Source organism: Bacteroides sp. FSHCM14E1 (assembly GCF_019633785.1).
Lineage (GTDB): Bacteria > Bacteroidota > Bacteroidia > Bacteroidales > Bacteroidaceae > Bacteroides > Bacteroides hominis.
Genome location: NZ_JADKYL010000001.1, coordinates 194,239 through 219,566, shown reverse-complemented (window position 1 = coordinate 219,566; position 25,328 = coordinate 194,239). Strand labels below are relative to the sequence as shown.

Genomic DNA, 25,328 nt, shown 5'->3' with positions numbered 1-25,328 from the left:
AAATATAAGATATTGCGCCAAATCACGACACAAACGGACAAAGTAACCCCATTTTTTAAAGCGTCTGTTTTTACCCCTTTCTTTGCTGAAAAATGATTGAATGGTGGCAATATATGAGACAGTAAAACAAGGTCTGAATATAATTTTAAACCATGTTTGAAAGCTATTTAAAGATAAAGGGACATAGTTATAAAATTGGCTTACATTATTTCAATCAGTATCGGGAATAAATCAACTTATTTATAAATCATTAAAAATTAAATGTATGGAACAAGTAAAACAATCATTACAGGAAACAGTAAGCAAGGAACGGGAAAGTTATAAATCGGTGTTCCTTAAAAAACGGTCGGTTTGCAACCGTCAAAGCGTGTACATAAGCGGAGAGATACAAAAACGTATCGTTCAGATTGTAGGCGTGATTACAAACAAACAAGTAAGCATCGGAAATTTCATTGATAACGTACTGGAAGAACATTTAGGTGCACACAATGATGTTCTTTCAGCTCTCTACCGGGAAGAAATGCAGAAAGGAATATTCAACCAGCCAAAAGAGAAAGACATATGAATATCGTAACTATTGAGGAACAAACCTTTAAACAGGTGTGCAGACGATTCTCCGGTTTCGTCAATCAGGTAGAACGGATTTGTAAAGAGAATACCCACCAGCCAGACAAATGGCTGTCAGGTCGTGAAGCGTGTGCCCTGCTCGGTATCAGCATCCGAAGTTTGCAGAACTACCGGGATAGCGGTAAACTGGGCTACTCCCAAATCGGGAATAGGCTGTACTATAAATCTGCCGATATTGAAAGATTGATTGCAGAATGTACAGTAAATCATGTTTCAGGAAAGAAAAACAACTATATACCAACCAACAAATAAGTATCGCCTTATGAAAAGAAAACAAGATGCCAATTCAGAAGCAAACCAATCTTTTACCCTTCCGGCTATTGTGGGTACATGGGAAAGTTTAAATCTTCATCCTACAATAATGATATACCAAAGCAAGAAAAAGTATTTTCTTTCGATGCTCCATGTATCGGATAACGGACAGGCGCAACCAGCCACTTACGAAATACAAAAAGAAGATAGCCGTTACTTCATCGTTTCAGCCTTTAAGCGGCTTTATATCAGCTATGACAAGATAAAAGACAGCCTTTCCATTTCTTATTATGGCGAGTATTTGCGTAACTGACATGTGATATATGTCAATCATTCAAACCAATTATAAATCAATAAAACGATATAACAATATGGAATTGATAAACGGCAATAGTGAAATAATTAAGGATTTCTTTCAGTCTATGGAAAGAATGTTAGAGGGTATCGGTAAACTGGCAAAGAAAAGCAGACCGCATTTGAACGGTGAAAAGTTTCTAAGCAACCGAGAAGCATCCAAATATTTGAAAGTAAGCATTCGCACGCTACAAGAATGGAGAGATACGGGCGTTATCCCTTACATTCAGATAAAAGGCAAAATAATCTACCGTCAAAGCGATATAGAACGGCTTTTACAGACCTACTACAACAAGGAACGGCAGGAATAGCTTATTACCCTAAAACACATTTTTTCCGAAACTGACTAAGAACATTAACTTTATCAGTGTAGTAGTCCGTCTGTGCAAGCCTTTGGAAGAAAATACTACCCGGAGCGGAGCGCAGGTGTGGAGATTTTCTTTCAAACCCGTAGGGCTTGGGCTTGAACGGACGGAATACGGAGCTTACCTTTGTTAATGTTTTATTCAGTTTGGGAAAATTACATAGCATTTTTCTTTGGTAATACTATTTTATTCTATACTTTTGCAAAGTATTCGTTCTTTGAAAGAATGTGGAAGAAGGTACAATTGAACCAATAGTACTACAAAATTAAAGTGATTTATCACACCAATATGGTTTTATGGGACGAGCATCTGTGTTCATCTATATTAATGATAAACATCAGAGATAGCGGTCTATCCATTTATAGTTTGTTGGCATTCTATATAGGGATTCCTCACTTGTAAATCGTCTCTACGTCTGTTAGGACATGAAAATAGAGAGCAAAAAGTATTATTGGTTATTAGTAATATTGATTGAGGACATGGCGATATTGCCATATAATCATTTAATATTATATATCATGAAAAAGGTTATACCTTCAAAAGGAGGAAAAATAAAAACCTCCCATTGCTCTTCGAAGATAGGAAGAATGACAAAAAAAATAGATGAGTTTTCTCAACTATTAAAGTCTATTCAAAAATGTGGAAGCACCTTATATCTACTTTTTAAAAGTTTGTTTAAGGTAATTCCAGTTATTTCAAAAATATACAGTTTTTTGAAAACCGTTTTTGATATTCTATCGGCTCTCTAATTTCTTTTATACATTTTAGTAGGATGATTACAACCGAAAAGCATTTGCTATATATACTAAAAGTTTCTCGTCAACAATTGGATTCCATTATAGAGAATATAGATAAATATTACTCTACATGGGAAAAGCCTAAATTAAATAAAGATACCAATGAACCTTTATATAATTCTGATGGAACAATAAAAAAACGCACAATTAACTCTACTAATAAAGATTTGAAAGTTATACAAAAAAGATTGTATAACTATTTACTTTCAAAAACAACTCTTCCTAATTATTTTTTTGGAGGTATTCCTAAGAAGGATAATATTCTTAACGCTAAATATCATCAAGGTAATAAATATGTATTTACTACAGACTTGAAATCCTTTTTTCCTTCCATTAATCATAAAATGGTGTTTTATATGTTTTTAAAATTAGGATGCACCCCTGAAATTGCAAGAACTTTAACTAAACTTACTACACATAATTATCAAGTTCCACAAGGTGTTCCAACATCAACATTAATAGCTAATTTGGTATTCAAGCCTGTTGGCGATAGAATACAGGCATTAGCAAAAGAGAATAATATTAAATTTTCAATATTTGTTGATGATATAACAATGTCTTCTTCTATAGATTTCCATAAAAAAATCCCTGAAATATTATCTATTATAACTACTTCAGGATATAAAATTAGTCATTCTAAAACTTTTTATAAAACAAAAAATCCAATAGTTACTGGTGTAATATGTCAAAACAATAAACTTAAAATACCACAATCATATAATAAAAGAATAAAGCGAATCAAGGCGGACGTTCAAAACAATGAACAAGCATTCTTAAAGATAAAAGGACTAACTATGTATCGTCAAAGAATAAAGCAAGCATAATTCTTTTTCTATTTAAAATTCTTCTCCACATTCACCATATCACGCATAATAGAGCTATCTAAAACTTTTGCATAATGCTGTGTCATTCTGATATTGGAATGTCCCAAAATCTTAGAGACATTTTCCATTGACACATCATTGGCGAGAAAAACAACGGTAGCCGCAGTATGCCGGGCAACATGTGTAGTTAAGCGTTTGGTAATGCCGCATAAATCAGCGATTTCTTTTAAGTAGGCATTCATGCGTTGATTACTGATTACGGGTAAAAGTACGCCTTTCTTTATACACTCTGCATTATCTTCATATTTCCCAAATATCCTTTGGGGAATGGATAAAACGGGAATGTTGCACATCTGATTGGTTTTCTGCCGTGCCTTGCGTATCCACAAAGCACCGTTGTTGTCTTTTATCAGGTGCTCACGGCTTAACTGCTGCACATCAACGAAAGCAAGTGCGGTAAAACAGCAAAAGACAAAAATATCCCTTACTTGCTCCAAACGTTTGATAGTAAATTCTTTGTTCATCAAAACATCCAATTCTTCACGTGAAAGGAACTCTACATTTACTTCTTCCTGCTTGAAGTGGATGCCGTAAAACGGGTCTTTCTTTATCCAGTCGTTAGCCAAAGCAATACGGACAACTTTTTTCAAATTCTTCAAATGTTTTAATGCGGAATTGTTTTGGCAATGCTTCTCTGTTTTCAACCAAAAATCAAAATCACGGATAAACTGCCCGTCCAGTTCTGCTAACATTATATCATCACGATGATAACGACTGCGGATATATTCTTTTAGGCGGTTTATGGAAGTATCAAACTTGGTAACGGTGCTTTCCGTATATTCTTTGCCAATCAGGGCACGACATTTTTCGTTATGCTCCGCATACACTTCCAGTAAGCTGCGCTGTACCTTGTCTCGTCCGTAGAAACAATCCTTTATTATATCGGCTGTTATCGGTTTGTTGTCTATCTCCAGTTCGCGGTGTATCTGCAATACTTTGGCACGAACTGTATTAATATAGTGGTTCAGTTCGATGGCTACACGGTCTTTTCCTTTGGAACATTCCTTTTTCTGATTCCATAAATCTACGGGAATGCTCCGTTTAATCATAACTTCGGCTACTCGTTTGTTTACGGTGATGCGCATACAAATAGGAGCTTCACCGTTTTTCAGAAGTTTCGCTTTCTTGATGATGAACAATACGCTTAGTGTGTTTCTTTTCACTGCTCCCATAATTCTTTGATTTTTAAGTGGTACAAAATTAGTTCGCTACACTCAAAAACCAGCTACGCAAAAAGCTGACAATCAAAGACAAATGCGTCAATTCGTGGGAGCAAAAACAGTTTTCAAAAAGTCCCACGAATAAGCCACGTGAGAACTGCCTTAAACCGTCGTTTTTTGCCGAAGCGAAGAAAAAGAAAAAGCTCTGAAATCCTTGAATTTCAGAGCTTTGCTTTAATTTACTATTTGCTTTCGCGGTGCGTACGGGACTCGAACCCGTGACCCCATGCGTGACAGGCATGTATTCTAACCAACTGAACTAACGCACCAGTATTTCATTTCTTAATCGCTATCTCTCTCGATTGCGGTTGCAAAGGTAGATATTTATTTTATATCTGCAATAGCTAAGAAAGATTTTTTTTCATCTTTCATATTCATTTGTTGATTATAAGTAGATTATACCTATCTTTGTGACACAAATTATAAAGCAATAAAAAGAAACATGAAAGATACACCTATCAAACGGCATCTTATTGATGAAACTATCGAAGAATTTCAAATAGCCGACTTTTCAAAAGCAACCATCCGTGAAGTAAAAGCCATAGCAGCGAAAGCAGAAGCAACATCCGGAGTTGAATTTATAAAAATGGAAATGGGAGTACCAGGTCTTCCCCCCTCTTCTGTAGGAGTGAAGGCCGAAATAGAAGCACTGCAAAACGGAATAGCAAGTTTATATCCTGATATTAATGGATTGCCGGAACTAAAACTGGAAGCATCAAAATTCATAAAAGCATTTATCAATATAGATCTCAAACCAGAAGGTTGTGTACCTGTCACAGGATCTATGCAGGGTACTTTCGCATCTTTCCTGACTTGCAGTCAATGCGACGAAAAGAAAGATACAATTTTATTCATAGATCCCGGTTTTCCGGTACAAAAACAACAATTAGTTGTTATGGGGCAGAAATACGAAACATTTGATGTTTACGACTACCGAGGAGACAAATTAAAAGAGAAACTTGAAAGCTATCTGAAAAAAGGAAATATTTCAGCTATCATATATTCGAATCCCAATAATCCAAGCTGGATTTGTTTGAAAGACGAAGAGCTGAAGATTATCGGTGAATTAGCGACCCAATACGATGTGATTATCCTTGAAGACCTGGCATATTTTGCTATGGACTTCCGTCAAGATCTAAGCAATCCATATCATGCACCTTACCAACCTTCGGTAGCACACTACACAGACAACTATATTCTACTTATATCCGGTTCTAAAGCATTCAGTTATGCAGGACAACGTATCGGTGTCAGCTGTATCTCTGATAAATTATATCATCGCCATTATCCCGGATTCGACAAACGCTACGGAGGCGGCACTTTTGGTACTGTATTTATCCATCGTGTACTGTATGCTCTCTCGTCAGGAACCAGTCATTCGGCACAATTCGCTATGGCAGCTATGCTGAAAGCAGCCAATGAAGGTAAATACAATTTCCTAAATGAAGTGAAGATATATGGTGAACGTGCCCGTAAGTTAAAAGAGATATTCTTACGCTACGGCTTCCATTTGGTATACGATAAAGATCTTGAAGATCCTGTTGCCGACGGTTTTTATTTCACCATTGGCTATCCGGGAATGACCGGTGGAGAGTTAGCTAAAGAATTGATGTACTATGGAGTGAGTGCAATTTCTTTAGTTACCACAGGAAGCCATCAACAGGGATTGCGTGCATGCACTTCTTTCATTAAAGAGCACCAATATACTCAGTTGGATGAAAGAATGAAATTATTTGCCGAGAACCATCCTATATCTTAAAAAGAGCACACTAAATCGAAAAAAAGAGGAATATTGTTTGTTCGTGTAAAATAAATCTTTAAATTAGGGGCATGAACATCAATTCCGACATATTTAAGATCCAATCGAATAACGTAATGCCATCGAGAGGAAAGATTCTGATATCAGAACCTTTCCTCCACGATGTAACCTTCGGAAGGTCAGTAGTATTACTTGTTGATCATACTGAGGAAGGAAGCATGGGATTGATTATAAATAAACAACTCCCATTGATGCTCAATGATATTATTAAAGAATTTAAATATATAGAAGATATTCCGCTACACAAAGGTGGTCCTATCGGAACCGATACCCTATTCTATTTACATACTCTACGCGAAATTCCCGGAACCCTTCCAATCAATAATGGATTATACCTCAATGGAGATTTCGATGCTATCAAAAGATACATTTTACAAGGAAATCCTGTAAAAGGAAAGATACGCTTTTTTCTCGGATATTCCGGTTGGGAGTGCGAACAACTAATTCAGGAAATAAAGGAGAATACCTGGATTATTTCAAAAGAAGAAAACACCTATTTAATGAATGAAGATATAAAAGGCATGTGGAAAGAAGCTTTAGGGAAATTGGGTAGCAAGTATGAAACCTGGTCCCGCTTCCCACAAGTTCCTTCTCTAAACTAAAATTACCGCTTAGGATTCATACATTGCACAAGTACTGCATCTTTATAACCTTCGTGTGTCAACAGCCAATCTTTCAATACCCCACATTGGGTAAATCCACAAGAAGTAAACAATCGTAAACTGGCCTCATTATCTATAGCTATATGGGCATACAATTGTTTCACAAATAAAAAATTAAAAGCATATTCACAAAGCAACTTCAATGCATCGGCAGCATACCCCTCCTGTCTATAATTCCTATGAACGGCAATTCCGACTGCTCCCCTTGAATGCAAGGGCACAAAATCAGTTATATCAACTGTTCCCAAAGCACGATTGTCATTCCGGCGCATAATCATCAACCTCAGCTGTTTATCAGCAAACATGTCGCTCTGTGAACCTTCAATGTATTGTTTCAGCACAAAACGAGAATACGGAACTGTAAAACTACTGATATCCCACATGGAAGGATCATTTTCCATTTCGTACATGATATCCAAATCCTCCGGTTCCACTGCACGGAGGTATATTCGCTCATTGGTTAAGAAAGATTGTTTCATCATTTATTCTTTGTTGATATGTAGCTCGGCACGTAATCTTTTCTCTCCCGGAAGACAGAAAAAGGAAGCCGTCAGGCCTATAAGTGCACATAGCGCACCTGTACTGCTAAGTGTAAAGTAGTAACCTGCCAGATTAAACACCACTACAAATTCCAGTAAAGCCAGCCGAACAGCACTCCAAAGCATATAGCGGCTCAATGCCACCGGAAACGTCAGTTGATCTATTTTCTTTGTCAAAACAAAACTGAATAATTTAAGAGAAAGTGGTATACAGACAGCGGTTATCAAAATACCGATTGTTTCAAAAACATAAACGGCCCTTACATTATCTGCTTTTATTCCAACAGGCAACACACCAGCTTCTCCAAGCAGTACCAACAGTAACGGAATGATCCAAAAAGAAATATACTGTATCTTCTGGCTTTTCACAACGCGTTTTATTTGTTCTTCCATTTATTATATATAATGATTATCAATTACAGTAATTCCATTTTAAACGGTTCCGGTAAACGTTGTGCGGTTCACGATACTTCTACCTAATGTTATCTCATCAGTGTATTCCAACTCGTCACCAATAGATACCCCGCGGGCAAGCACACTCAGTTTGACACCCATTTTCTCAAGTTTACGGTAAATATAAAAATTTGTAGTATCCCCTTCCATAGTTGTGCTGAGAGCAAGAATGACTTCATTTATTCCGCCTTCGGCTACCCGACGCACCAGGCTTTCTATCTGCAAATCGCCCGGCCCCACCCCATCCATAGGTGAAATTACACCACCCAAAACATGGTATAGCCCACGATATTGCTGAGTAGCCTCTACAGCCATCACATCCCGTATATTCTCTACGACACAAACCATAGACGCATCTCGCTGCGGATTTGCGCAGATCTGACAAGTCTCTGTATCAGATATATTATGACACACCTTGCAATATTTCACCTCATGCTTTAAAGTTATAATAGAGCTTCCGAAAGCTTCTACCACAGATGTATCCTGACGCAATAAATGAAGCACCAGTCTCATAGCTGTTTTCCGTCCGATACCCGGCAATTTAGAAAATTCTCCGACGGCTTTTTCAAGCAACGTCGATGGATATTGTTGATTCATATACAAACAAGTATATCTATTTAATTTTCAATAAAGTATATATCAATACGCATAGAAGCAACAGATTTAATATAAAAGCACTTCAACTCTCCCATAAAGATATTGTATACTTAATGAAGCACAAAGATACGCATATTTTATAAATGGCAAATCTGCCACTGATAAAATAGGAGACTTATTCAATCGGCATGTTCATTTCTTCTATTACAATTTCCGAGACAACCTATCATTACGGAACTATAAAAACAGCTCAGAATAACGCTCACAGACACATACCGCAATCAGGTTCGACACCGCCGAACGATAATTTTCAAGTATCAGATGATGAAAATTAATCTCAAATATTCCTAAATGTTCAGATCATATTTCTTAGGACATGAACAAGTGCGGTTCCCGATGGCTACCTCTTATACATTGAACAACCAACGGCACATTTTTGTTATTATAGCTAAATAACTAAAATTATGAACTTACAAAAGACTACTTTCTATCTATTCACCCTCATTAGTTTAGTGCTTACATCCTGTAGCAGCGATGATGAAAACAAAAATGATACGCAGGTATTAGTCACTGTGATCAGTGCTGATGACAAACCCCTGTCTAACGAAATCGTCCAAATGTTCGATGAAAAAACTTATGAAGAGTTCAAAAAGGATAATCGAACGACTCCTACAGCATATGCATTAACCAACTCTAAAGGAGTGGCCACTTTCATTTTTACTTATGATGAGTGGTTCGAGTCAAGTAAAGACAGATTCTTTACTTTCGCCGTTCAATATGGCAGTGGTACGGAGAACTATGAAATATGGTCTTCGGGACGTACCATACGTTCGGGCTCAGTTACACAAATAGAGTTGAAGTTAAAACCTTTGTAAACGGAAAGCGGTTTTATAAGCGGTTCCAGGTTATAATCTCACGGAATTACTTTTAAAACCGCTTTTTAGATTTTATCTTCAGCAAATTCCTTTTTTCACAAATATCAAACAGATCAGAATGAAAGCCGCATATTTTTAACCAGTATTTAAAAACTCCTATGCCTATCCGCCAATTCATAGCTATTCTGAAATGAACTGAGTTTTGGCTCGTTTGTGCCGGGCATTCCTTCGTCATTTTGAGAACGAAAATAAAAAATTATCTTTGCTCCCTAAAATACAAAAACAATGCAGAATATCATTATTACATTTATCGTCTTTTTTACACTCAGATTGTTGTCCTTGGCCTATTCCATTCGTAACGAAAAACGTCTCCTGAAAAACGGAGCTGTACAATATGGTAAAGTTAATTCGTTATTACTGACATTAGCGCATGTCGCCTACTATTTATCCGCTCTCTATGAAGCGTATATTTCGGGAACTACCTTCAACTGTTTCTCCGTGTGTGGTGTTCTTGTAATGGGCTTTGCCTATGCTATGTTATTCTATGTCATCTATAAACTACACGATGTATGGACAGTGAAACTTTATATTGTTCCCGGCCAACGCATTGAAAAGAGCTTCCTTTTCAGGACGGTGCGACATCCCAATTACTATCTGAATATCATACCTGAGCTAATTGGAGTTGGTTTACTCTGTAATGCCTGGTACACGCTATTTATCGGGCTACCGATTTATGTATGCTTGCTGGCTGTACGTATCCGACAAGAAGAGAAGGTGATGAAAAAACTACTGGAAAACTAAATCCATTTCACCACAGACTACACGGATGAGCACAGATTCTTTAATCTTATTCTCAACGAAATTAATTATCAATCCGTGTAATCTATGGTGAAATCAGAACCATTACAAATCTGAACTGAATCAGCTCCCACTTCTCACCGCTCCCAAACTGCCTCAAACAGAAACTTTTTATCCGTAACCTGTATTTGAATCGTTCTTTATCCATTATTATTTCTAAATTTGCCGGACTTATTTATAAAGCACCCCAGTCATAATGAAAACTATATCAAGAATCGCTACCGTTCTCGCACTATTGGTCAGCATTATTCCTGTCTATGCCGTCATGGGCATCGTATTAGATCCCAATGGCGATGGAAATCTGTTAATAACACTCGGCACCCTGACACCTATATTGGGTGGCCTTTTGATGGGTATCGTGAAGCTCGTGAAGAAATCACCAAAGTCTGCCACTATTTATTCTATAATAAGCCTCTCAGTTTCGGCAGTTGTTTATGCCGTCATATTGACATAAATATGGTTATTCATCATTTGCTTATCAATCGTTAATATCTAAATAAACGCAGCATAGGCGGGTGTTTCAACTATTACATGAGGGTGTGTTTACCTGCAACAGAGCGGTGCGGGTGATTACCAAACTTTTATTATTTATTCGTCTTATAAATATTGCTGATCCATACATAAAATTCCATTATAGACCCGTAGAGATAAATATCAAATTTTAATTAGCAATCATCGTTTGCAAAATAAATGTTACCTTTGTACCCGTTATGATGATACTTGTCACTATTGTATGTTACTTTGCCATTCTCTTGCTGATAGCCCGTATCACCGGACGGAAAGGAGGTTCGAATGCAGCGTTTTTCAAAGGAGAAAACCAGTCTCCGTGGTACATCGTTGCTTTCGGAATGATTGGCGCATCCATTTCGGGAGTGACTTTCGTATCTGTACCCGGCATGGTAAAGGCGATGGATATGACGTATATGCAAACTGTATTCGGATTCTTTTTCGGTTACCTGGCAGTTGCCCATATACTCCTCCCACTCTATTATAAACTCAACCTGACCAGCATATACACTTATCTGGATACCCGTATCGGAAAGCGCGCCTACCGTACAGGAGCTTCTTTTTTCCTTCTTTCGCGTATGCTGGGCACAGCTGCAAAACTATACCTCGTCTGTCTGATTCTATATACCTATGTGTTTCGCGACATGGGCATACCATTCTGGAGTATTGCTGCCGGATCGGTAGCCTTAGTCTGGATATACACCCACAAGAGCGGTATTAAAACTATCGTCTGGACAGACACCTTGCAGACCTTCTGTCTGATTGCCGCACTGATCTGTATCCTTGTTTTTGTCACAGCAAAACTAAATCTTGACTTCAGCGGAGTCATACAGACAATCAGTAACAATGAACACAGCCGCATTTTTGTATTTGACGACTGGATGTCACGCCAGAATTTCTTCAAGCAGTTTCTGAGCGGGATTTTCATTGTTATCGTTATGACCGGACTCGATCAAGACATGATGCAAAAAAACCTTTCTTGCCGTAGCCTGCGTGACGCACAGAAAAATATGTATTGTTATGGCTTCGCATTCGCCCCGCTCAACCTGCTGTTCCTCGGCCTTGGCATTTTATTACTGGTCCTTGCTCAGGAGATGCAGCTGGAACTTCCGGCAACCGGTGACGATATCCTGCCTATGTTTGCTACTCAAGGGTATCTGGGAGAAGGAGTGCTGATTCTATTCACAATCGGTATCATTGCCGCCGCCTTTAGTAATTCGGATTCGGCTTTGACCGCCATGACAACGAGCTTTTGCATCGATCTGCTCGACACAGGGAAAGACACAGAAGGAATAGCCCGTAAAAAACGAAACCGGGTACACATCGGGCTCTCTATTCTGCTCGTTTTCTTTATCTGCCTTGTCGATGCATTGAACAATCAAAGTGTTATTGATGCCATTTACATCATAGCTTCCTATACATATGGCCCTCTTTTGGGAATGTTTGCTTTCGGTTTGTTTACCCGACGGCAAACAAACGATCGGTACATACCGTTTATTGCGATAGTTTCACCGCTGATATGTTACGCAGCCGATAGGCTTGCCCGTCAGGAAACCGGCTATCAGTTTGGTTATGAATTACTGATGCTGAACGGTATGCTTACTTTTGCAGGGATGTGGATTGCATCAAGAAAAGCAACTAAAAAATGAATTTAAAAACTAACAAGAAATATGGAAATAACCAATGCTGAGTTTGTAATTAGTAACACGGACGTGAAAAAATGTCCTGCAGGCACCTTTCCCGAATACGCCTTTATCGGCCGATCCAATGTGGGCAAATCCAGCCTCATCAATATGCTGACCGCCCGAAAGGGACTGGCCATGACTTCCGCCACTCCCGGTAAGACAATGCTTATCAACCATTTTCTGATCAATAACAGTTGGTATCTGGTTGACCTCCCCGGATACGGATATGCCAGACGAGGCCAGAAAGGACAGGAGCAAATACGCACTATCATCGAAGACTATATCCTCGAGCGGGAACAGATGACCAATCTTTTCGTATTGATAGACAGTCGGTTGGAGCCCCAGAAAATAGATATAGAGTTCATGGAATGGTTGGGTGAGAACGGAATCCCCTTTTCCATTATCTTCACCAAGGCAGACAAACTAAAAGGAGGACGACTCAAAATGAATATCAACGCATATCTGAAGGAGTTACGGAAACAGTGGGAAGAACTCCCCCCCTACTTCATCACTTCATCGGAAGAATGCCTTGGTAGAACAGAAGTATTAAATTACATCGAATCAATTAACAAAGAACTTTATTCAAAGTAAAAACAGAGATATCAAAATGAAAAGAGAACTATTATCATTGGCAGTTCTTGCCACACTGCTGCTTGTACCGGGCACAGGTCGTGCACAATCCATTAAAGATCTATTCAACAAAGACAATATTTCCAAAGTGGTCAATGCGGTCACCGGGCATACCGAAACAGTGGATATGACCGGAACCTGGCGTTATACCGGCTCCGCCATTGAATTCGAATCGGAAAATCTGCTGAAAAAAGCCGGAGGAACGGTTGCCGCTTCCGCTGCCGAACAAAAACTGGATGAACAATTAGCCAAACTCGGCATAAAAGAAGGGCAACTGAGCTTTACGTTCAACACAGACAGTACTTTTGTCAGCACTTTAGGCAAACGCAAGCTGAACGGTACCTACTCTTATAACCCCACAACCGGTATGCTCCAGTTGAAGTACATGAAATTGATCCCCATGAACGCAAAAGTCAACTATACGACCCAGCAAATGGATCTTCTGTTTGAAGCAGATAAGTTACTGAAATTAATCACTTTCTTATCCAGTAAAAGCAGCAGTGCCACTCTCAAGGCCATCAGTTCATTGGCAGACAGCTATGACGGCATGATGCTTGGATATGAACTGAAACGATGAAGGCTTTTGAATGATGAACGGTAAACAACGATCAACGATGAATAATAAAGTAATTAGCGAGTAAAATAGGTTATCATAATTCTCTCTGTTAATCGCATTATTCATCGTTGATCGCTTATTGCTTATCATTCAAAAACCTTCATCGTTTGCTTTCCGTCAAAATGCACCCATCCATCATCCTCACAATACGGTTGGCCTCCCGCGCATTCTCTTCCGAGTGGGTCACCATTACAATAGTTGCCCCATCCTTATTCAACTCTTTCAACAAGGCCATCACCTCATTACCATTGGTAGAATCAAGATTACCTGTCGGCTCGTCCGCTAATATAATCCGCGGATTCGTCACAATGGCCCGGGCTATAGCTACACGCTGCTGCTGACCTCCGGATAGTTGTTGAGGATAATGTTCCGCACGATGGGCAATCTGCATTCTTTCCAACGCCTTGTTCACACGTTCCACACGTTCACGAACCGGTACTCCGGCATACAGCAATGGCAATTCCACATTTTCAAACACAGTCAGCTCGTCTATCAGATTAAAACTCTGGAAGACAAAACCAATATTCCCGTTCCGCATATCCGTCCGATCGTTTTCCGAGTAGCGGGAAACCTCTTTGTCAATGAACCACAGCTGCCCCGAAGTAGGATTGTCCAGCAAGCCCAACATATTCAGCAAAGTTGATTTTCCACACCCCGAAGGCCCCATGATTGCTACAAATTCTCCTTCTGATATTTCGATGCTAATTTCGTTCAATGCGGTAGTCTGCACACTTTCTGTACGGAATATCTTTGTCAATCCAATTGCTTTTATCATAATCTTTCAGTTTTTTTATTATTCATATCTCAATGACTTTACCGGATTTTGTGAAGCCGTCCGCCAAGTCTGGCCAATCACCGTAAGCAAGGTGATGCCGGCTATAATCAGTCCCACCAACGGAAACAGCCACCAGCTGATCGCTGTTTGATAGGCAAAATCGCTCAACCAATAGTACATCAGGAGATAACCCGACGGACAAGCAATCACAAAGGCAATGCCCACCCATTTCAGGTATTCCAGACAGAACATCTTTACAATCCGATCCGAATGGGCACCATTCACTTTACGGATACCGATCTCTTTAGTACGCTGCCGGGTAGAGAGTGAAACCAGCCCGAACACTCCCATCATAGCTATAACAATAGCAAGTACGGTAAACGAAAACAGCATCCGGCCTTGTTGTCGCTCTTTCTCGTAATTCCGATTCAAAGCATCTGAAAAAAACTGATACTTAAACTCCTTGACAAACAGGGGAGCCATCTCCTCAAACTTCTTTTGAATAAACGCCAAAGTTTCCTGCTTATGCTCCGGAGAGATCTTAATGTGTATATTCACCAGACATTCCGGACTGTACATCAGGTATGCCGGTTTAATTTTTTCACGCAACGATTGAAAATTAAAATCCTGCACAACGCCCACAATACGTTTCTTAAAACTCCCCACACCAAAACCTCCGCTAATCTCCATACCCACGGGATCAGACACATTCATTGCCTTCCAGGCTGTTTCATTAATAATTATCGGAAAATCATACACTCCACTAAAATAAGCTCCGCCATCTGCCTTTAAAATCTCTCCTTTCAGAAGTTTCAGTCCGAAGGTATTCACAAAATTGCCATCAGCCCAGATACACATCATCCGCAGTGAATCGACCTTTCCTTCCGCATCCGTCCACTGCAATACATCACCCTGCCCCTTGCTATCTTCCATATAATCGGCAATTTCAGCCCCCATCGAAACACTGAGGATATTCGGATTCTTTAGAATTTCTTGTCGGAATCCATCAACGTTATACCATAAACTCGTATAGACAGAAACTATATTCTCTCTATTCAGACCTAAATCTTTATTCTGTAAATAATTCAATTGTTTGAATACAATGCCGGTATACAACAGCAGCGTGATGGCAATAACAAACTGTACGCAAAGCAGACCGCGTATCAGGCCTCCCTTTTTTCCCGACTTTTGTCCTCCTTTGAAAGCCATCAGCGGATTTATGGCCGAGAGATAAAATGCCGGATAACTGCCGGAAAGACATCCCACACCGACAATTCCCACAACAATATAGACCAATACACTCCAGCTGAATTGCAGGGTAATATCTTTACCCATCATCTGATTGAAGAGTGGTAAAAGCAGTTCTGTCAGGGCTAATGCCAACACCAGTGAAATGAACGCCTGCACCAGACTTTCGGAAAGAAACTGCACAATCAGTGTTTTACGCTTGGCACCGGTCACTTTCCTCACTCCTATCTCTTTATAACGTAACGCTGCCCGGGCTGTAGAAAGGGTAGTGAAATTAAATGCCCCCATAAAAACAATCAATACGGCCAAAGCTATAAACAGGAAAATGGAAGTCATATTGCCGTGATTCCGGACAGATACATCCACAAAGTCGGTCTTTAAATGTATATCATTCAAGGGCTGAAACCGCAGTAAACGTTCTGCATGGACACGGTTACTCAACAAACGACTCATTTGGTTCCTGTCTGCATCGGACATCGACGAACCGGAACGCATTTTCACGTAGACATTCGCTTCTCTGCGATCCCAGTCTGTGCCGCTCCGGTAGATGCATACATTCTCGTTCATCTTATCAAATAATGCCTGTCCGACGACAGCATCAAATTGCAGATGACTCTTACGGGGCACTTTTACCACCCCGACTACCGTAAGGCTGTACTCAGTATCCATACCTCCGGTATATATCAGCTGTTGTCCGATTGCCGAAGCTGTACCAAAGAACTTTCGGGCCATTTTCTCGGAAAGTACTATATGGTTGAAGCCCGATTTGAGTTTGGAAGGATCACCTTCTGCCACTTTGAAGGGAAACATATCAAAAAATGTCGTATCGACACATATCATATCGGCAGAAAGATTCCGGTCCTTCAAGCACAAAGACCTTAACTCCCTGGCTTTAACGTATGTAGCCTGTTCCACCTGAGGGAACTCTTTACGAAAAGCTTCGGCCAAGGGTATGGCTGTAAAAGGGCTTTCCACTATTTCCCCACTCTCAGTACAATTGGCTTCAATCACCCGGAATATCCTCCCTGCATCCGGATTATAATCTTCAAATGTCAATTCATCCACTACCCACAAATAAATCAGGAATGCAGCTGCCATGCCCAATACAAATCCCAACATATTAATGGTAGAAAACAGGAAGCTCCGTTTTATCAACCGAAGAGCTACTTTTAAATAATGGCTTATCATATTTACCTATTTAATAATTAACCAGATATTATCAGTCTTACTCAACTTCTCCACTTGCCCATTTTCCCGCATCTGGGCCGGATACAACTCTAACAAAGAACTTTTAGAGAAAAACTGGGCCGGATTGCCTTCTATACTCCGGTTGGGCCAGAAAGGTAAACTTTCCGGCAAATCGGCAATGATAAGCGGCTGCTCCGGATTCACTTTATCAGACACCACAGGCAAGGAGAAAAACTCTCCGCTCCGCTTGTCATACACCAGAGAATAAAGTTTCACACTCCTGTTTCTACGGGCATTTATGCTATCATATCCTTTATCGATACTTAAGAAAAGGAAGCGATCCGTATCAACGCACGAAGTGAGGAAATAAGAGTTACCCACATCAGCCCCACCGGCCACCCGGGCCCCTGTCAGGTGGGGCAATGAACCGAAATCGAGTTTATAGGCAACTTCCAGAGTCGAAGCATTTTTTATTCTGTATATCTTACCGCCATACGCATGGTAGAACATGGTGTTGCCTTGATAATAGTAAACGATATCCCCTTCAGCCTCAAAAAGCCGGGCCTTGTACCGCTCGTTATCCCCCAATACGAAATGGCAAAGCGTATCACCTTTCAATCCCATCGTATAAAGTTCATCCGAACAACTGACACGCATTCCATAACCGTCGGGCATGGAAAAAAGATAATTTCTGTCTATCGGGAGCTTACTGCGGATAGACTTTAACTCTACCGGCTGAGGAGATGCCAGCAACTCTGCCCAGGAAGTAACCACTAAATGCGCTTTGCCCGTCTTCATATTCCGGCATGTAAATCGCAATTGCTCCTTGGCAGGATCATAATAAAAATCTCTCAGGAAATATCCTCCTTCAACTTTCACTGAACCACCTCCGCTGTGAATAACCTTTAAATCCGAACGAACCAGCATTTTCTTTTTCTCAAAATCCCGGTCCAGCAACCAAAGTCCGTCTTCGGCAAACACCAGAAAGTCATCATCAATCCTAATCAGTGAGCTCCCATCACATCGGGGTTCCATCTTTTTATAATTCACCTCCTTCCCCAAATCACTGAGCCGGAAAGGACGGACATTCTTCAATGCCGATTCAACATTCAGCACAATCGCACCTTCAGTCATGATCCGGGGCTGATATTTGATACCCGGAGGAGCCTGATAATCTTCCGCAAACTCCGATGGTGCGCTTTCTTCAACCGGAGAATCCTTTTGAGTTCTGTCTTTGACAAATTCTTTTTTCAGCTCTTCCTTACTGACTCCCGGATTCTTACTGCCACAAGCTGACAAGCAGATAATGCCTGCCAGAAACAAACTTTCAATGTAACAACATCTTCTCTTCATACCGTTCTTCTTATTTCCTGTTCATACTCCGATGCCCCAATGCCATGCGTTATTTTAATAAGATAATGACAAGAAGCATACCAAATAAGCACTCCCTTATTTATCAGCCGATTGACGCAAACAGCAAACCGGTATTTTGCACGATACCGTGCACTTTTTGTACGATATCGTACACCGCTTATTCAAACATATTCCCTATCTTTGTCGCTATACAAGACATCCGACTATGACACTAAAGCGAGGAAGAATACTGATTGCGGACGACAATGAAGACATCCTCTTCACGTTGAAGATGTTGTTGCGTCCCATTGCGGAAACAATAACCGTCACCACCGACCCGCGGGAATTGTTGCCGATTCTCTCACGTACCCATCACGACGTAATACTGCTGGATATGAACTTCCGCAGCGATGCCGTAAGCGGACGTGAAGGTTTCCGATGGCTGGAAGAGATTCTGAAACTCGATCCCAAGGCCGTAGTAATATTTATCACCGCATACGCCGATACGGAAAAAGCCGTACAGGCCATCAAGCAGGGAGCCACCGATTTTATAGCCAAGCCCTGGCAGAATGACAAGATGATAGCTACGGTATCTGCCGCACTGCAACTCAGTTTCAGCCGCACGGAGGTGGAATCTCTCAAAGAACAGAAAGAGGCTTTGGCAGCACCCTCGCCCGAACCCACCCGCATTATCGGTGAATCGGCCACCATGCAAGCCATCTTCCAGACCATCCGTAAATTGGCCGATACGGATGCCAACCTTTTATTGTTGGGCGAGAACGGTACTGGGAAGGATTTGATAGCCCGATATGTATACGAACAGTCGCCCCGCAAAAACGGGATATACGTACCGATCGATTTGGGTAGTATCCCCGAAACACTGTTCGAGAGCGAACTTTTCGGATATGAAAAAGGAGCATTCACGGATGCACGGAAAAACAAACCCGGCAGGCTGGAAGTGGCTTCGGGAGGTACGTTGTTCCTCAACGAAATCGGCAATCTCAGCCTTCCGCTACAAGCCAAACTACTTTCGGTCATCGAGCAACGGAAGAGTTCCCGACTGGGAGCCACTGCCTCTTACCCGGTAGACGTGCGGCTGATATGTGCCACCAACACCGACCTCTATACGGCTATCGACAACGGACAGTTCCGGCAAGACCTCCTCTACCGCATCAATACCATCGAAATACGCATCCCTCCATTGCGTGAACGGGGAAACGACCTGTTCCTGCTGGCCGACCATTTCTTGCAACATTACCGGAAGAAGTATAAAAAGGAAGTCCGTACCATCTCGAAAGAAGCCCGCAAGCGCATGCAGCTCTATCACTGGCCTGGCAATGTACGCGAACTGGAACACACCATCGAGCGGGCCGTCATTCTCTCAGGAAGCTCCACCCTGACACCCGACGATTTTATGCTCCGTCCCGCCCTGCAGGAACAGCCCTCCGAAAAAGAGAGATACAACCTTGAACGGCAGGAACGGGAAACTATCGACGAAGTACTCCGCCTTTGTGCCGGCAACATCACAGTGGCTGCGGAAATGCTGGGCATCACCCGTACATCGCTGTACAGGCGCATTGAAAAGTACGGATTATAAGAGCACCAAACAGAAACAACATGAAACAAAAATGGGTGAAACATCCCCTCTTATTAACGGCAGCGTTGCTGCTCTGCTGTTTTATCACCATCTGGCTCGGCATGCACGGGTTTTATATCAGTCTGCTTGTCGCAGGCTGTGTCACCCTTTTCGTGGCTTACACCATTTACCGGTATATCCTCCGTTCCGCACGTGCCATGGCACAACTCATCTGGGCCATTCGTTATTCCGATTTCCTCTCCTTGCCCGCACAGCGAGAAGAGCACCTCCATTCGCTCCCTGCAGAACTTTGGGATGAACTGAACGAAGCCTTGGACTTCTATAAACAGAATCTTCAGAAAAAAGAGAGCCAACTCCAGTATTTTCAGGCTCTGGCCAATCATATCGACCTGTCGGTCCTTGTCTACACCCCTTCCGGAAAGATAGAATGGCTGAACGAAGCTGCCAAAAGATTACTGGGAAAATCCACACTGAAAAGTGTCGAAGATCTGGCCGACTTCCAACCCGAACTTCCTTCGCGGCTCTATTCGCTCAAAGCCGGAGACCTGTCTGTATTGCAGGTGCAAAAGGAAGAAGAAAGAATACAACTCGCACTCTCAGGCATGGAGTTCGTCATACAGGGACGTCCCCTGATCGTAGCAAGCATGAAGAACATACACTCTGTATTGGACAATCAGGAGACGGAAGCCTGGCAAAAGCTGATCCGGGTACTGACGCACGAAATTATGAATTCCATCACTCCGGTCACTTCTTTATCGGAATTGCTGGAACAGCAGATAGGCAACTTCGACGGTGATGCCGAAGAACGGAAAGAAATACTCCAGATGTTACAGACCATCCGCCGGCGGGGCGACGGACTGATCCGGTTCGTGAACAGCTACAGGGAAGTATCCCATCTCCCACAACCGCTCCTGAAAATATATACAGACCGGGAATTACTGGCAGGGATAGCACAACTGATGCATACAGACCGGGATGACTTGCACCTGGTATTGTCGGACAAGCCCCTGCGTCTTATTATAGACAAGGATCTGATAGAGCAAGTACTTATCAACCTGATCAGGAATGCCCGCGAAAACGATGCGACCGACATTCGGCTGTCGACCGGATTAAGCTCCGGCGAACGTCCGTATATAAGGATTGAAGACAATGGGACGGGAATCGAGCAGGAAGTGCTCAAACGTATTTTCGTACCGTTCTTCACTACCAAAACTACCGGTTCGGGTATCGGACTGACCATCTCACGACAAATCATGCACCTGCATCACGGCACCATCACCGCTTCGTCCGAAACAGGTAAAGGCAGTACCTTCACCCTCCTGTTTCCGCCCCTTTTTTAAGGAGGGTGTAGCCATCCGGGGCATTGGGTGTAGCCATCCGCACCTTAGGGCTACACCCTATACACCGGATGGCTACACCCTCTCCATCAGACGGTTTTTAATACAATTTCACCGTCATACGACACCATTTATCAAAAAAAGCCTTAACTTTGCCGTCCACGAAACCATAAAAAAGAAATAGAAAATGAAGAAAATACTATTTTTTATCACTATGATGGTACTGAGCGTCGGTCTTGTCCAGGCTCAAGGTAAAGCAGAAATAAAGTTTGATAAGACAACACACGACTTCGGGACATTCTCTGAAAACAACCCGATTGTCAGTTGCACATTCAAGTTTACGAATATCGGCGATGGTCCGTTGGTCATCCATCAGGCAGTGGCATCTTGCGGATGCACCGTACCCGAATATACCCAGGAACCCATCATGCCGGGAAAAACAGGTACAATCAAAGTGACTTACAACGGAACGGATAAATATCCGGGACACTTCAAAAAGTCGATTACCCTGCGTACAAACGCCAAAACAGAGATGATACGTCTTTTTGTGGAAGGCGACATGACGGCCAAAGACGCAAAGTAAGCAAAAATAAATAACAACAAAAAGGAGAATCTTTCGGGATTCTCCTTTTTTTTTGCTTACTTTGAGGCTGTTTTGAAAAACCAACCGTTTGGAAATCCGATAAACTATACATAAACTACAAAAAACAATTATGAAACAAGAAGAAGACAAATTTACGGGCTTGCCCGAAAACGCGTTCCGGGAACTAAAGCCGGGAGAAGTGTACAACCCGCTGATGAGTCCGACGAAAACGTATCCGGAGGTCACTCTCTGGTCGGTAGCATGGGGAATCGCCATGGCCATCCTCTTCTCTGCTGCCGCAGCCTATCTGGGGCTCAAAGTGGGACAAGTATTCGAAGCAGCCATCCCCATCGCAATCATAGCAGTCGGTGTGTCCGGTGCAGCCAAGCGTAAAAACGCACTCGGCGAAAACGTAATCATCCAGTCCATCGGTGCCTGCTCGGGTGTCATCGTAGCAGGAGCCATCTTCACACTGCCTGCCCTCTACATCCTGCAAGCCAAATATCCGGAAATGTCAGTCACCTTCATGCAAGTATTTATCAGTTCACTGCTGGGCGGTGTGCTGGGTATCTTGTTCCTGATTCCTTTCCGCAAATACTTCGTAAGCGATATGCACGGTAAATATCCTTTCCCGGAGGCAACAGCCACTACACAGGTGCTGGTGTCGGGCGAGAAGGGCGGCAGCCAGGCAAAACCATTGCTGATGGCCGGGTTAATCGGAGGTCTGTACGACTTTATCGTGGCAACTTTCGGCTGGTGGAACGAGAACTTCACCACCCGCGTCTGTAGTGCGGGTGAAATGTTGGCAGAGAAAGCCAAACTGGTATTTAAAGTAAACACCGGCGCAGCCGTACTGGGTCTGGGCTATATCGTAGGATTGAAGTACGCTTCCATTATTTGCATCGGTTCATTGGCCGTATGGTGGATCATCGTACCGGGTATGTCCCTTTTCTTCGGCGACTCTGTACTGAACCAGTGGAATCCGGAAATCACCGCCACTGTAGGTTCCATGAGTCCGGAGCAGATCTTCTCCCATTATGCCAAAAGCATCGGTATCGGCGGTATCGCCATGGCGGGAGTGATCGGTATCATCAAATCATGGGGCATCATCCGCAGCGCAGTGGGACTGGCAGCTAAAGAGATGGGAGGAAAAGGAGACGTGGAGAAAAACGTCATCCGTACGCAACGCGACCTCTCCATGAAGATCATTGCCATCGGTTCCATCATCACGCTGATCCTGGTGGTGCTGTTCTTTTATTTCGACGTAATGCAGGGTAACCTGGTACATACACTGGTAGCCATTTTACTGGTAGCCGGAATTTCATTCCTGTTCACCACCGTAGCGGCCAACGCCATCGCCATTGTAGGTACCAATCCGGTATCGGGCATGACGCTGATGACGCTGATTCTGGCATCGGTTGTAATGGTAGCCGTCGGGCTGAAAGGTCCTTCGGGCATGGTTGCCGCATTAGTGATGGGCGGTGTAGTCTGCACAGCCCTCTCTATGGCAGGCGGTTTCATCACCGACCTGAAGATCGGCTACTGGCTGGGCAGTACGCCCGCCAAGCAGGAAGCGTGGAAGTTCCTCGGGACAATCGTATCCGCTGCCACCGTAGGCGGTGTAATGATTATCCTGAACAAGACATACGGATTCACAAGCGGACAACTTGCCGCACCGCAGGCCAACGCGATGGCTGCTGTAATCGAACCTTTGATGAGTGGTGTAGGCGCCCCCTGGCTGCTGTACGGCATCGGTGCGGTGCTGGCCATCATCCTGACGTTCTTTAAGGTTCCCGCACTGGCGTTTGCGTTGGGTATGTTCATCCCGCTCGAACTGAATGTACCGCTCGTAGTGGGCGGAGCTATCAACTGGTATGTCACCACCCGCAGCAAAGACAGTGCGCTCAACACCGAACGGGGCGAAAAAGGGACGCTGCTGGCATCCGGATTCATTGCCGGAGGTGCCCTGATGGGTGTAGTCAGCGCTGCCATGCGCTTCGGCGGAATCAACCTGGTGAACGATGCATGGCTCAACAATACCCTCTCACAGTTGGCTGCCCTGGTAGCTTACGTACTGCTAATCCTGTATTTCATTAAAGCATCCATGAAGGTAAAATGAAGTATATAGCTGAATTTCATGTATCCGGGAGGAGCGTATGTCAATCTGGCTCCGCGACGGAGTGAAATTCTCCAGATGACATATAAAGAAACTCACGAAACAACATTTATAAAGATGAAAACAATTCGTACACTTTTGTTATGTACCAGCCTATTGGCCGGAACAGTTGCAGCACAGGAGAACAGTCTGGTGCTGAGTAACGGACTCGGGTTCGTTGATACCCCCTATAAGGCAGGTACCCTTGAAGTAGACGATGCAGAAGACCTCATTATCAATTGTGACGAGGTGGACTGCACCACTTTCGTAGAATATGCACTGGCAATGGCACTCTGCCCGCAACAGGGAGACGACATGCAGGAAAGTGACTTTGCCCGTAACCTGCAACGTATCCGCTATCGCGACGGAAAAATTGACGGTTATACCTCTCGTCTGCATTATATATCCGACTGGATCAATAATGGTGTCCGCCAAGGCTTTCTTGAAGACGTAACGGCTACCCACAGCCCTTTCACGCAGAAACTGTCGATCTCTTACATGAGCACACATCCGCAACTCTACAAATCGTTGAAGAACTCTCCGGAAAATGTAGCGCAGATGGCAAAGTATGAAAAGGCACTAAGCGGTAAAGAGGTTCATTACCTGCCGAAAGACAAACTGGAGCCGGACGGATTGCCTTGGATCAAGAATGGGGACATTATTGCCCTGACCACCAATACTCCGGGGTTGGACGTAAGCCACATGGGCATTGCCATTTACATCAAGGGACAGCTGCACCTGCTGCATGCTTCGTCCAAAGAAGGCAAGGTAATAGTAGACAAGAGTGCACTGAGCCAGATGTTGAAAGACAGAAAATCACTGACAGGTATCAGAGTGCTGAGAATGAAGAAATAAACCGGAAACAAACCATACCGGACTTATCTGATCCCCGAAACCATTTTGATGCGTTTCGGGGATTTTTCTTTTCAGTAAGAAAGAGAATAGCCTTATTTCCTGACAGCCCCTTCTGCTTTTCAACGGCAACGGGAAGCACAGAAGACGGAAAACAAGACTTTTCTTCCCGAAAAGCCGGGGTTTTGTGTCCGGAGAGCCGGGGTCTGCCCCGAAAAGAGCCGGGATTTCTATGAAAAGAAGTAAGCATTCGACCCGAAAGACGGTTGCATTCCGCTGAAATGCTTACTTCTTTTCAAATTATCTCTATATGTTTTCCCACTTTACATCTGTTGTTATGGTTTTATCGTTAAAAAGAGAAGGATTATTCTCTGGTTGCATACCGTAAACGAACGAGTCCCGACTGTCAAAAAGAAAGCCGTAAGCATCCATTGATACAACTCTTCACGCATTTAGCTTTGCTACACTTACATCATGCCAACTCATAAAGTCTTTCCGCA

At 42.6% G+C, this 25,328-nt stretch carries 26 protein-coding genes and 1 tRNA gene; 19 read left to right on the top strand and 8 right to left on the bottom strand.

The genetic code is table 11. The features are described 5' to 3' along the window. The first annotated feature begins 265 nt into the window (after positions 1 to 265). From ISX59_RS00955 to ISX59_RS00930, 6 genes are all read left to right on the top strand, one after another. Positions 266 to 565, top strand: a complete 300-nt coding sequence (locus ISX59_RS00955; RefSeq protein ID WP_220575554.1) for a DUF3408 domain-containing protein — start codon at positions 266 to 268, stop codon at positions 563 to 565. Further along, positions 562 to 879 carry a helix-turn-helix domain-containing protein gene (locus ISX59_RS00950; protein WP_220575553.1) on the top strand — a complete coding sequence of 106 codons (318 nt, stop codon included), beginning with the start codon at positions 562 to 564 and terminating at the stop codon, positions 877 to 879. Before ISX59_RS00955 ends, ISX59_RS00950 begins: the two co-directional genes overlap by 4 nt. A gap of 10 nt (positions 880 to 889) precedes the next feature. Further along, complete coding sequence (locus ISX59_RS00945; protein WP_220575552.1) at positions 890 to 1,192, top strand: DUF3876 domain-containing protein; 303 nt, start codon at positions 890 to 892, stop codon at positions 1,190 to 1,192. Between the two features lie 58 nt (positions 1,193 to 1,250). After that, positions 1,251 to 1,544 (top strand): helix-turn-helix domain-containing protein, encoded by a 294-nt coding sequence (locus ISX59_RS00940; RefSeq protein ID WP_220575551.1) that lies wholly within the window; start codon positions 1,251 to 1,253, stop codon positions 1,542 to 1,544. 572 nt (positions 1,545 to 2,116) lie between these two features. Next, a complete protein-coding gene (locus ISX59_RS00935) occupies positions 2,117 to 2,347 on the top strand; it encodes a hypothetical protein (protein WP_102408099.1) in 231 nt (76 codons plus the stop codon). Positions 2,348 to 2,370: 23 nt separating this feature from the next. Then, complete coding sequence (locus tag ISX59_RS00930) at positions 2,371 to 3,219, top strand: reverse transcriptase family protein (RefSeq protein ID WP_010992853.1); 849 nt, start codon at positions 2,371 to 2,373, stop codon at positions 3,217 to 3,219. 8 nt (positions 3,220 to 3,227) lie between these two features. Here ISX59_RS00930 and ISX59_RS00925 read toward each other — a convergent pair whose 3' ends face one another. Continuing rightward, a complete protein-coding gene (locus ISX59_RS00925; protein ID WP_220575550.1) occupies positions 3,228 to 4,451 on the bottom strand; it encodes a site-specific integrase in 1,224 nt (407 codons plus the stop codon). 243 nt (positions 4,452 to 4,694) lie between these two features. After that, positions 4,695 to 4,768 (bottom strand) — tRNA-Asp (locus ISX59_RS00920). Between the two features lie 173 nt (positions 4,769 to 4,941). On the opposite strand from ISX59_RS00920, the gene ISX59_RS00915 reads away from it, so the two are divergent. Next, on the top strand, positions 4,942 to 6,258 hold the full coding sequence (locus tag ISX59_RS00915; protein WP_005805431.1) for a pyridoxal phosphate-dependent aminotransferase: 1,317 nt from the start codon (positions 4,942 to 4,944) through the stop codon (positions 6,256 to 6,258). Between the two features lie 71 nt (positions 6,259 to 6,329). Beyond that, positions 6,330 to 6,920, top strand: coding sequence for a YqgE/AlgH family protein (locus tag ISX59_RS00910; RefSeq protein WP_005777059.1), 591 nt, complete (start codon positions 6,330 to 6,332; stop codon positions 6,918 to 6,920). Positions 6,921 to 6,922: 2 nt separating this feature from the next. On the opposite strand, the gene ISX59_RS00905 is transcribed toward ISX59_RS00910, so the two are convergent. The 3 genes from ISX59_RS00905 to recR are packed head-to-tail and all read right to left on the bottom strand — an operon-like array spanning position 6,923 to position 8,569. Then, positions 6,923 to 7,459, bottom strand: coding sequence for a GNAT family N-acetyltransferase (locus ISX59_RS00905; protein ID WP_005805429.1), 537 nt, complete (start codon positions 7,457 to 7,459; stop codon positions 6,923 to 6,925). Positions 7,460 to 7,462: 3 nt separating this feature from the next. Continuing rightward, a complete protein-coding gene (locus ISX59_RS00900; protein WP_032540638.1) occupies positions 7,463 to 7,912 on the bottom strand; it encodes a hypothetical protein in 450 nt (149 codons plus the stop codon). 39 nt (positions 7,913 to 7,951) lie between these two features. Further along, positions 7,952 to 8,569, bottom strand: a complete 618-nt coding sequence (gene recR / locus ISX59_RS00895) for a recombination mediator RecR (RefSeq protein WP_005787270.1) — start codon at positions 8,567 to 8,569, stop codon at positions 7,952 to 7,954. 464 nt (positions 8,570 to 9,033) lie between these two features. On the opposite strand from recR, the gene ISX59_RS00890 reads away from it, so the two are divergent. The 6 genes from ISX59_RS00890 (at position 9,034) to ISX59_RS00865 (ending at position 13,701) form a co-directional block, all read left to right on the top strand. Further along, positions 9,034 to 9,444 carry a hypothetical protein gene (locus tag ISX59_RS00890; protein ID WP_005777052.1) on the top strand — a complete coding sequence of 137 codons (411 nt, stop codon included), beginning with the start codon at positions 9,034 to 9,036 and terminating at the stop codon, positions 9,442 to 9,444. Between the two features lie 285 nt (positions 9,445 to 9,729). Beyond that, positions 9,730 to 10,245, top strand: a complete 516-nt coding sequence (locus tag ISX59_RS00885; RefSeq protein WP_005777051.1) for an isoprenylcysteine carboxyl methyltransferase family protein — start codon at positions 9,730 to 9,732, stop codon at positions 10,243 to 10,245. Positions 10,246 to 10,498: 253 nt separating this feature from the next. Beyond that, complete coding sequence (locus tag ISX59_RS00880; protein ID WP_032541412.1) at positions 10,499 to 10,756, top strand: hypothetical protein; 258 nt, start codon at positions 10,499 to 10,501, stop codon at positions 10,754 to 10,756. Positions 10,757 to 11,012: 256 nt separating this feature from the next. Continuing rightward, positions 11,013 to 12,458, top strand: a complete 1,446-nt coding sequence (locus tag ISX59_RS00875) for a sodium:solute symporter (protein ID WP_005805420.1) — start codon at positions 11,013 to 11,015, stop codon at positions 12,456 to 12,458. 21 nt (positions 12,459 to 12,479) lie between these two features. Then, the gene (gene yihA / locus ISX59_RS00870) at positions 12,480 to 13,085 is read left to right on the top strand and encodes a ribosome biogenesis GTP-binding protein YihA/YsxC (RefSeq protein WP_005777046.1); all 606 of its coding nucleotides are present in this window, start codon (positions 12,480 to 12,482) and stop codon (positions 13,083 to 13,085) included. Between the two features lie 16 nt (positions 13,086 to 13,101). After that, positions 13,102 to 13,701: a DUF4923 family protein gene (locus ISX59_RS00865; protein WP_220575549.1), complete on the top strand. Its 600-nt coding sequence runs from the start codon at positions 13,102 to 13,104 to the stop codon at positions 13,699 to 13,701. Positions 13,702 to 13,840: 139 nt separating this feature from the next. On the opposite strand, the gene ISX59_RS00860 is transcribed toward ISX59_RS00865, so the two are convergent. The 3 genes from ISX59_RS00860 to ISX59_RS00850 are packed head-to-tail and all read right to left on the bottom strand — an operon-like array spanning position 13,841 to position 18,304. Further along, complete coding sequence (locus ISX59_RS00860; RefSeq protein ID WP_005777044.1) at positions 13,841 to 14,515, bottom strand: ABC transporter ATP-binding protein; 675 nt, start codon at positions 14,513 to 14,515, stop codon at positions 13,841 to 13,843. A gap of 18 nt (positions 14,516 to 14,533) precedes the next feature. Next, positions 14,534 to 16,951, bottom strand: coding sequence for an ABC transporter permease (locus ISX59_RS00855; protein WP_101603091.1), 2,418 nt, complete (start codon positions 16,949 to 16,951; stop codon positions 14,534 to 14,536). A 6-nt stretch (positions 16,952 to 16,957) separates the two neighbouring features. After that, complete coding sequence (locus ISX59_RS00850) at positions 16,958 to 18,304, bottom strand: DUF4933 domain-containing protein (protein ID WP_220575548.1); 1,347 nt, start codon at positions 18,302 to 18,304, stop codon at positions 16,958 to 16,960. 226 nt (positions 18,305 to 18,530) lie between these two features. On the opposite strand from ISX59_RS00850, the gene ISX59_RS00845 reads away from it, so the two are divergent. From ISX59_RS00845 to ISX59_RS00825, 5 genes are all read left to right on the top strand, one after another. Beyond that, entirely contained in the window at positions 18,531 to 19,901 is a 1,371-nt protein-coding gene (locus ISX59_RS00845) for a sigma-54 dependent transcriptional regulator (protein WP_005805412.1), read from the top strand. 20 nt (positions 19,902 to 19,921) lie between these two features. Next, positions 19,922 to 21,241 (top strand): PAS domain-containing sensor histidine kinase, encoded by a 1,320-nt coding sequence (locus ISX59_RS00840; protein WP_220575547.1) that lies wholly within the window; start codon positions 19,922 to 19,924, stop codon positions 21,239 to 21,241. Between the two features lie 184 nt (positions 21,242 to 21,425). Beyond that, positions 21,426 to 21,821 carry a DUF1573 domain-containing protein gene (locus tag ISX59_RS00835; protein ID WP_005777034.1) on the top strand — a complete coding sequence of 132 codons (396 nt, stop codon included), beginning with the start codon at positions 21,426 to 21,428 and terminating at the stop codon, positions 21,819 to 21,821. Between the two features lie 130 nt (positions 21,822 to 21,951). Then, the gene (locus ISX59_RS00830; RefSeq protein WP_220575546.1) at positions 21,952 to 23,940 is read left to right on the top strand and encodes an OPT family oligopeptide transporter; all 1,989 of its coding nucleotides are present in this window, start codon (positions 21,952 to 21,954) and stop codon (positions 23,938 to 23,940) included. A gap of 114 nt (positions 23,941 to 24,054) precedes the next feature. After that, the gene (locus ISX59_RS00825; protein WP_220575545.1) at positions 24,055 to 24,831 is read left to right on the top strand and encodes an N-acetylmuramoyl-L-alanine amidase-like domain-containing protein; all 777 of its coding nucleotides are present in this window, start codon (positions 24,055 to 24,057) and stop codon (positions 24,829 to 24,831) included. Positions 24,832 to 25,328 lie beyond the last annotated feature (497 nt).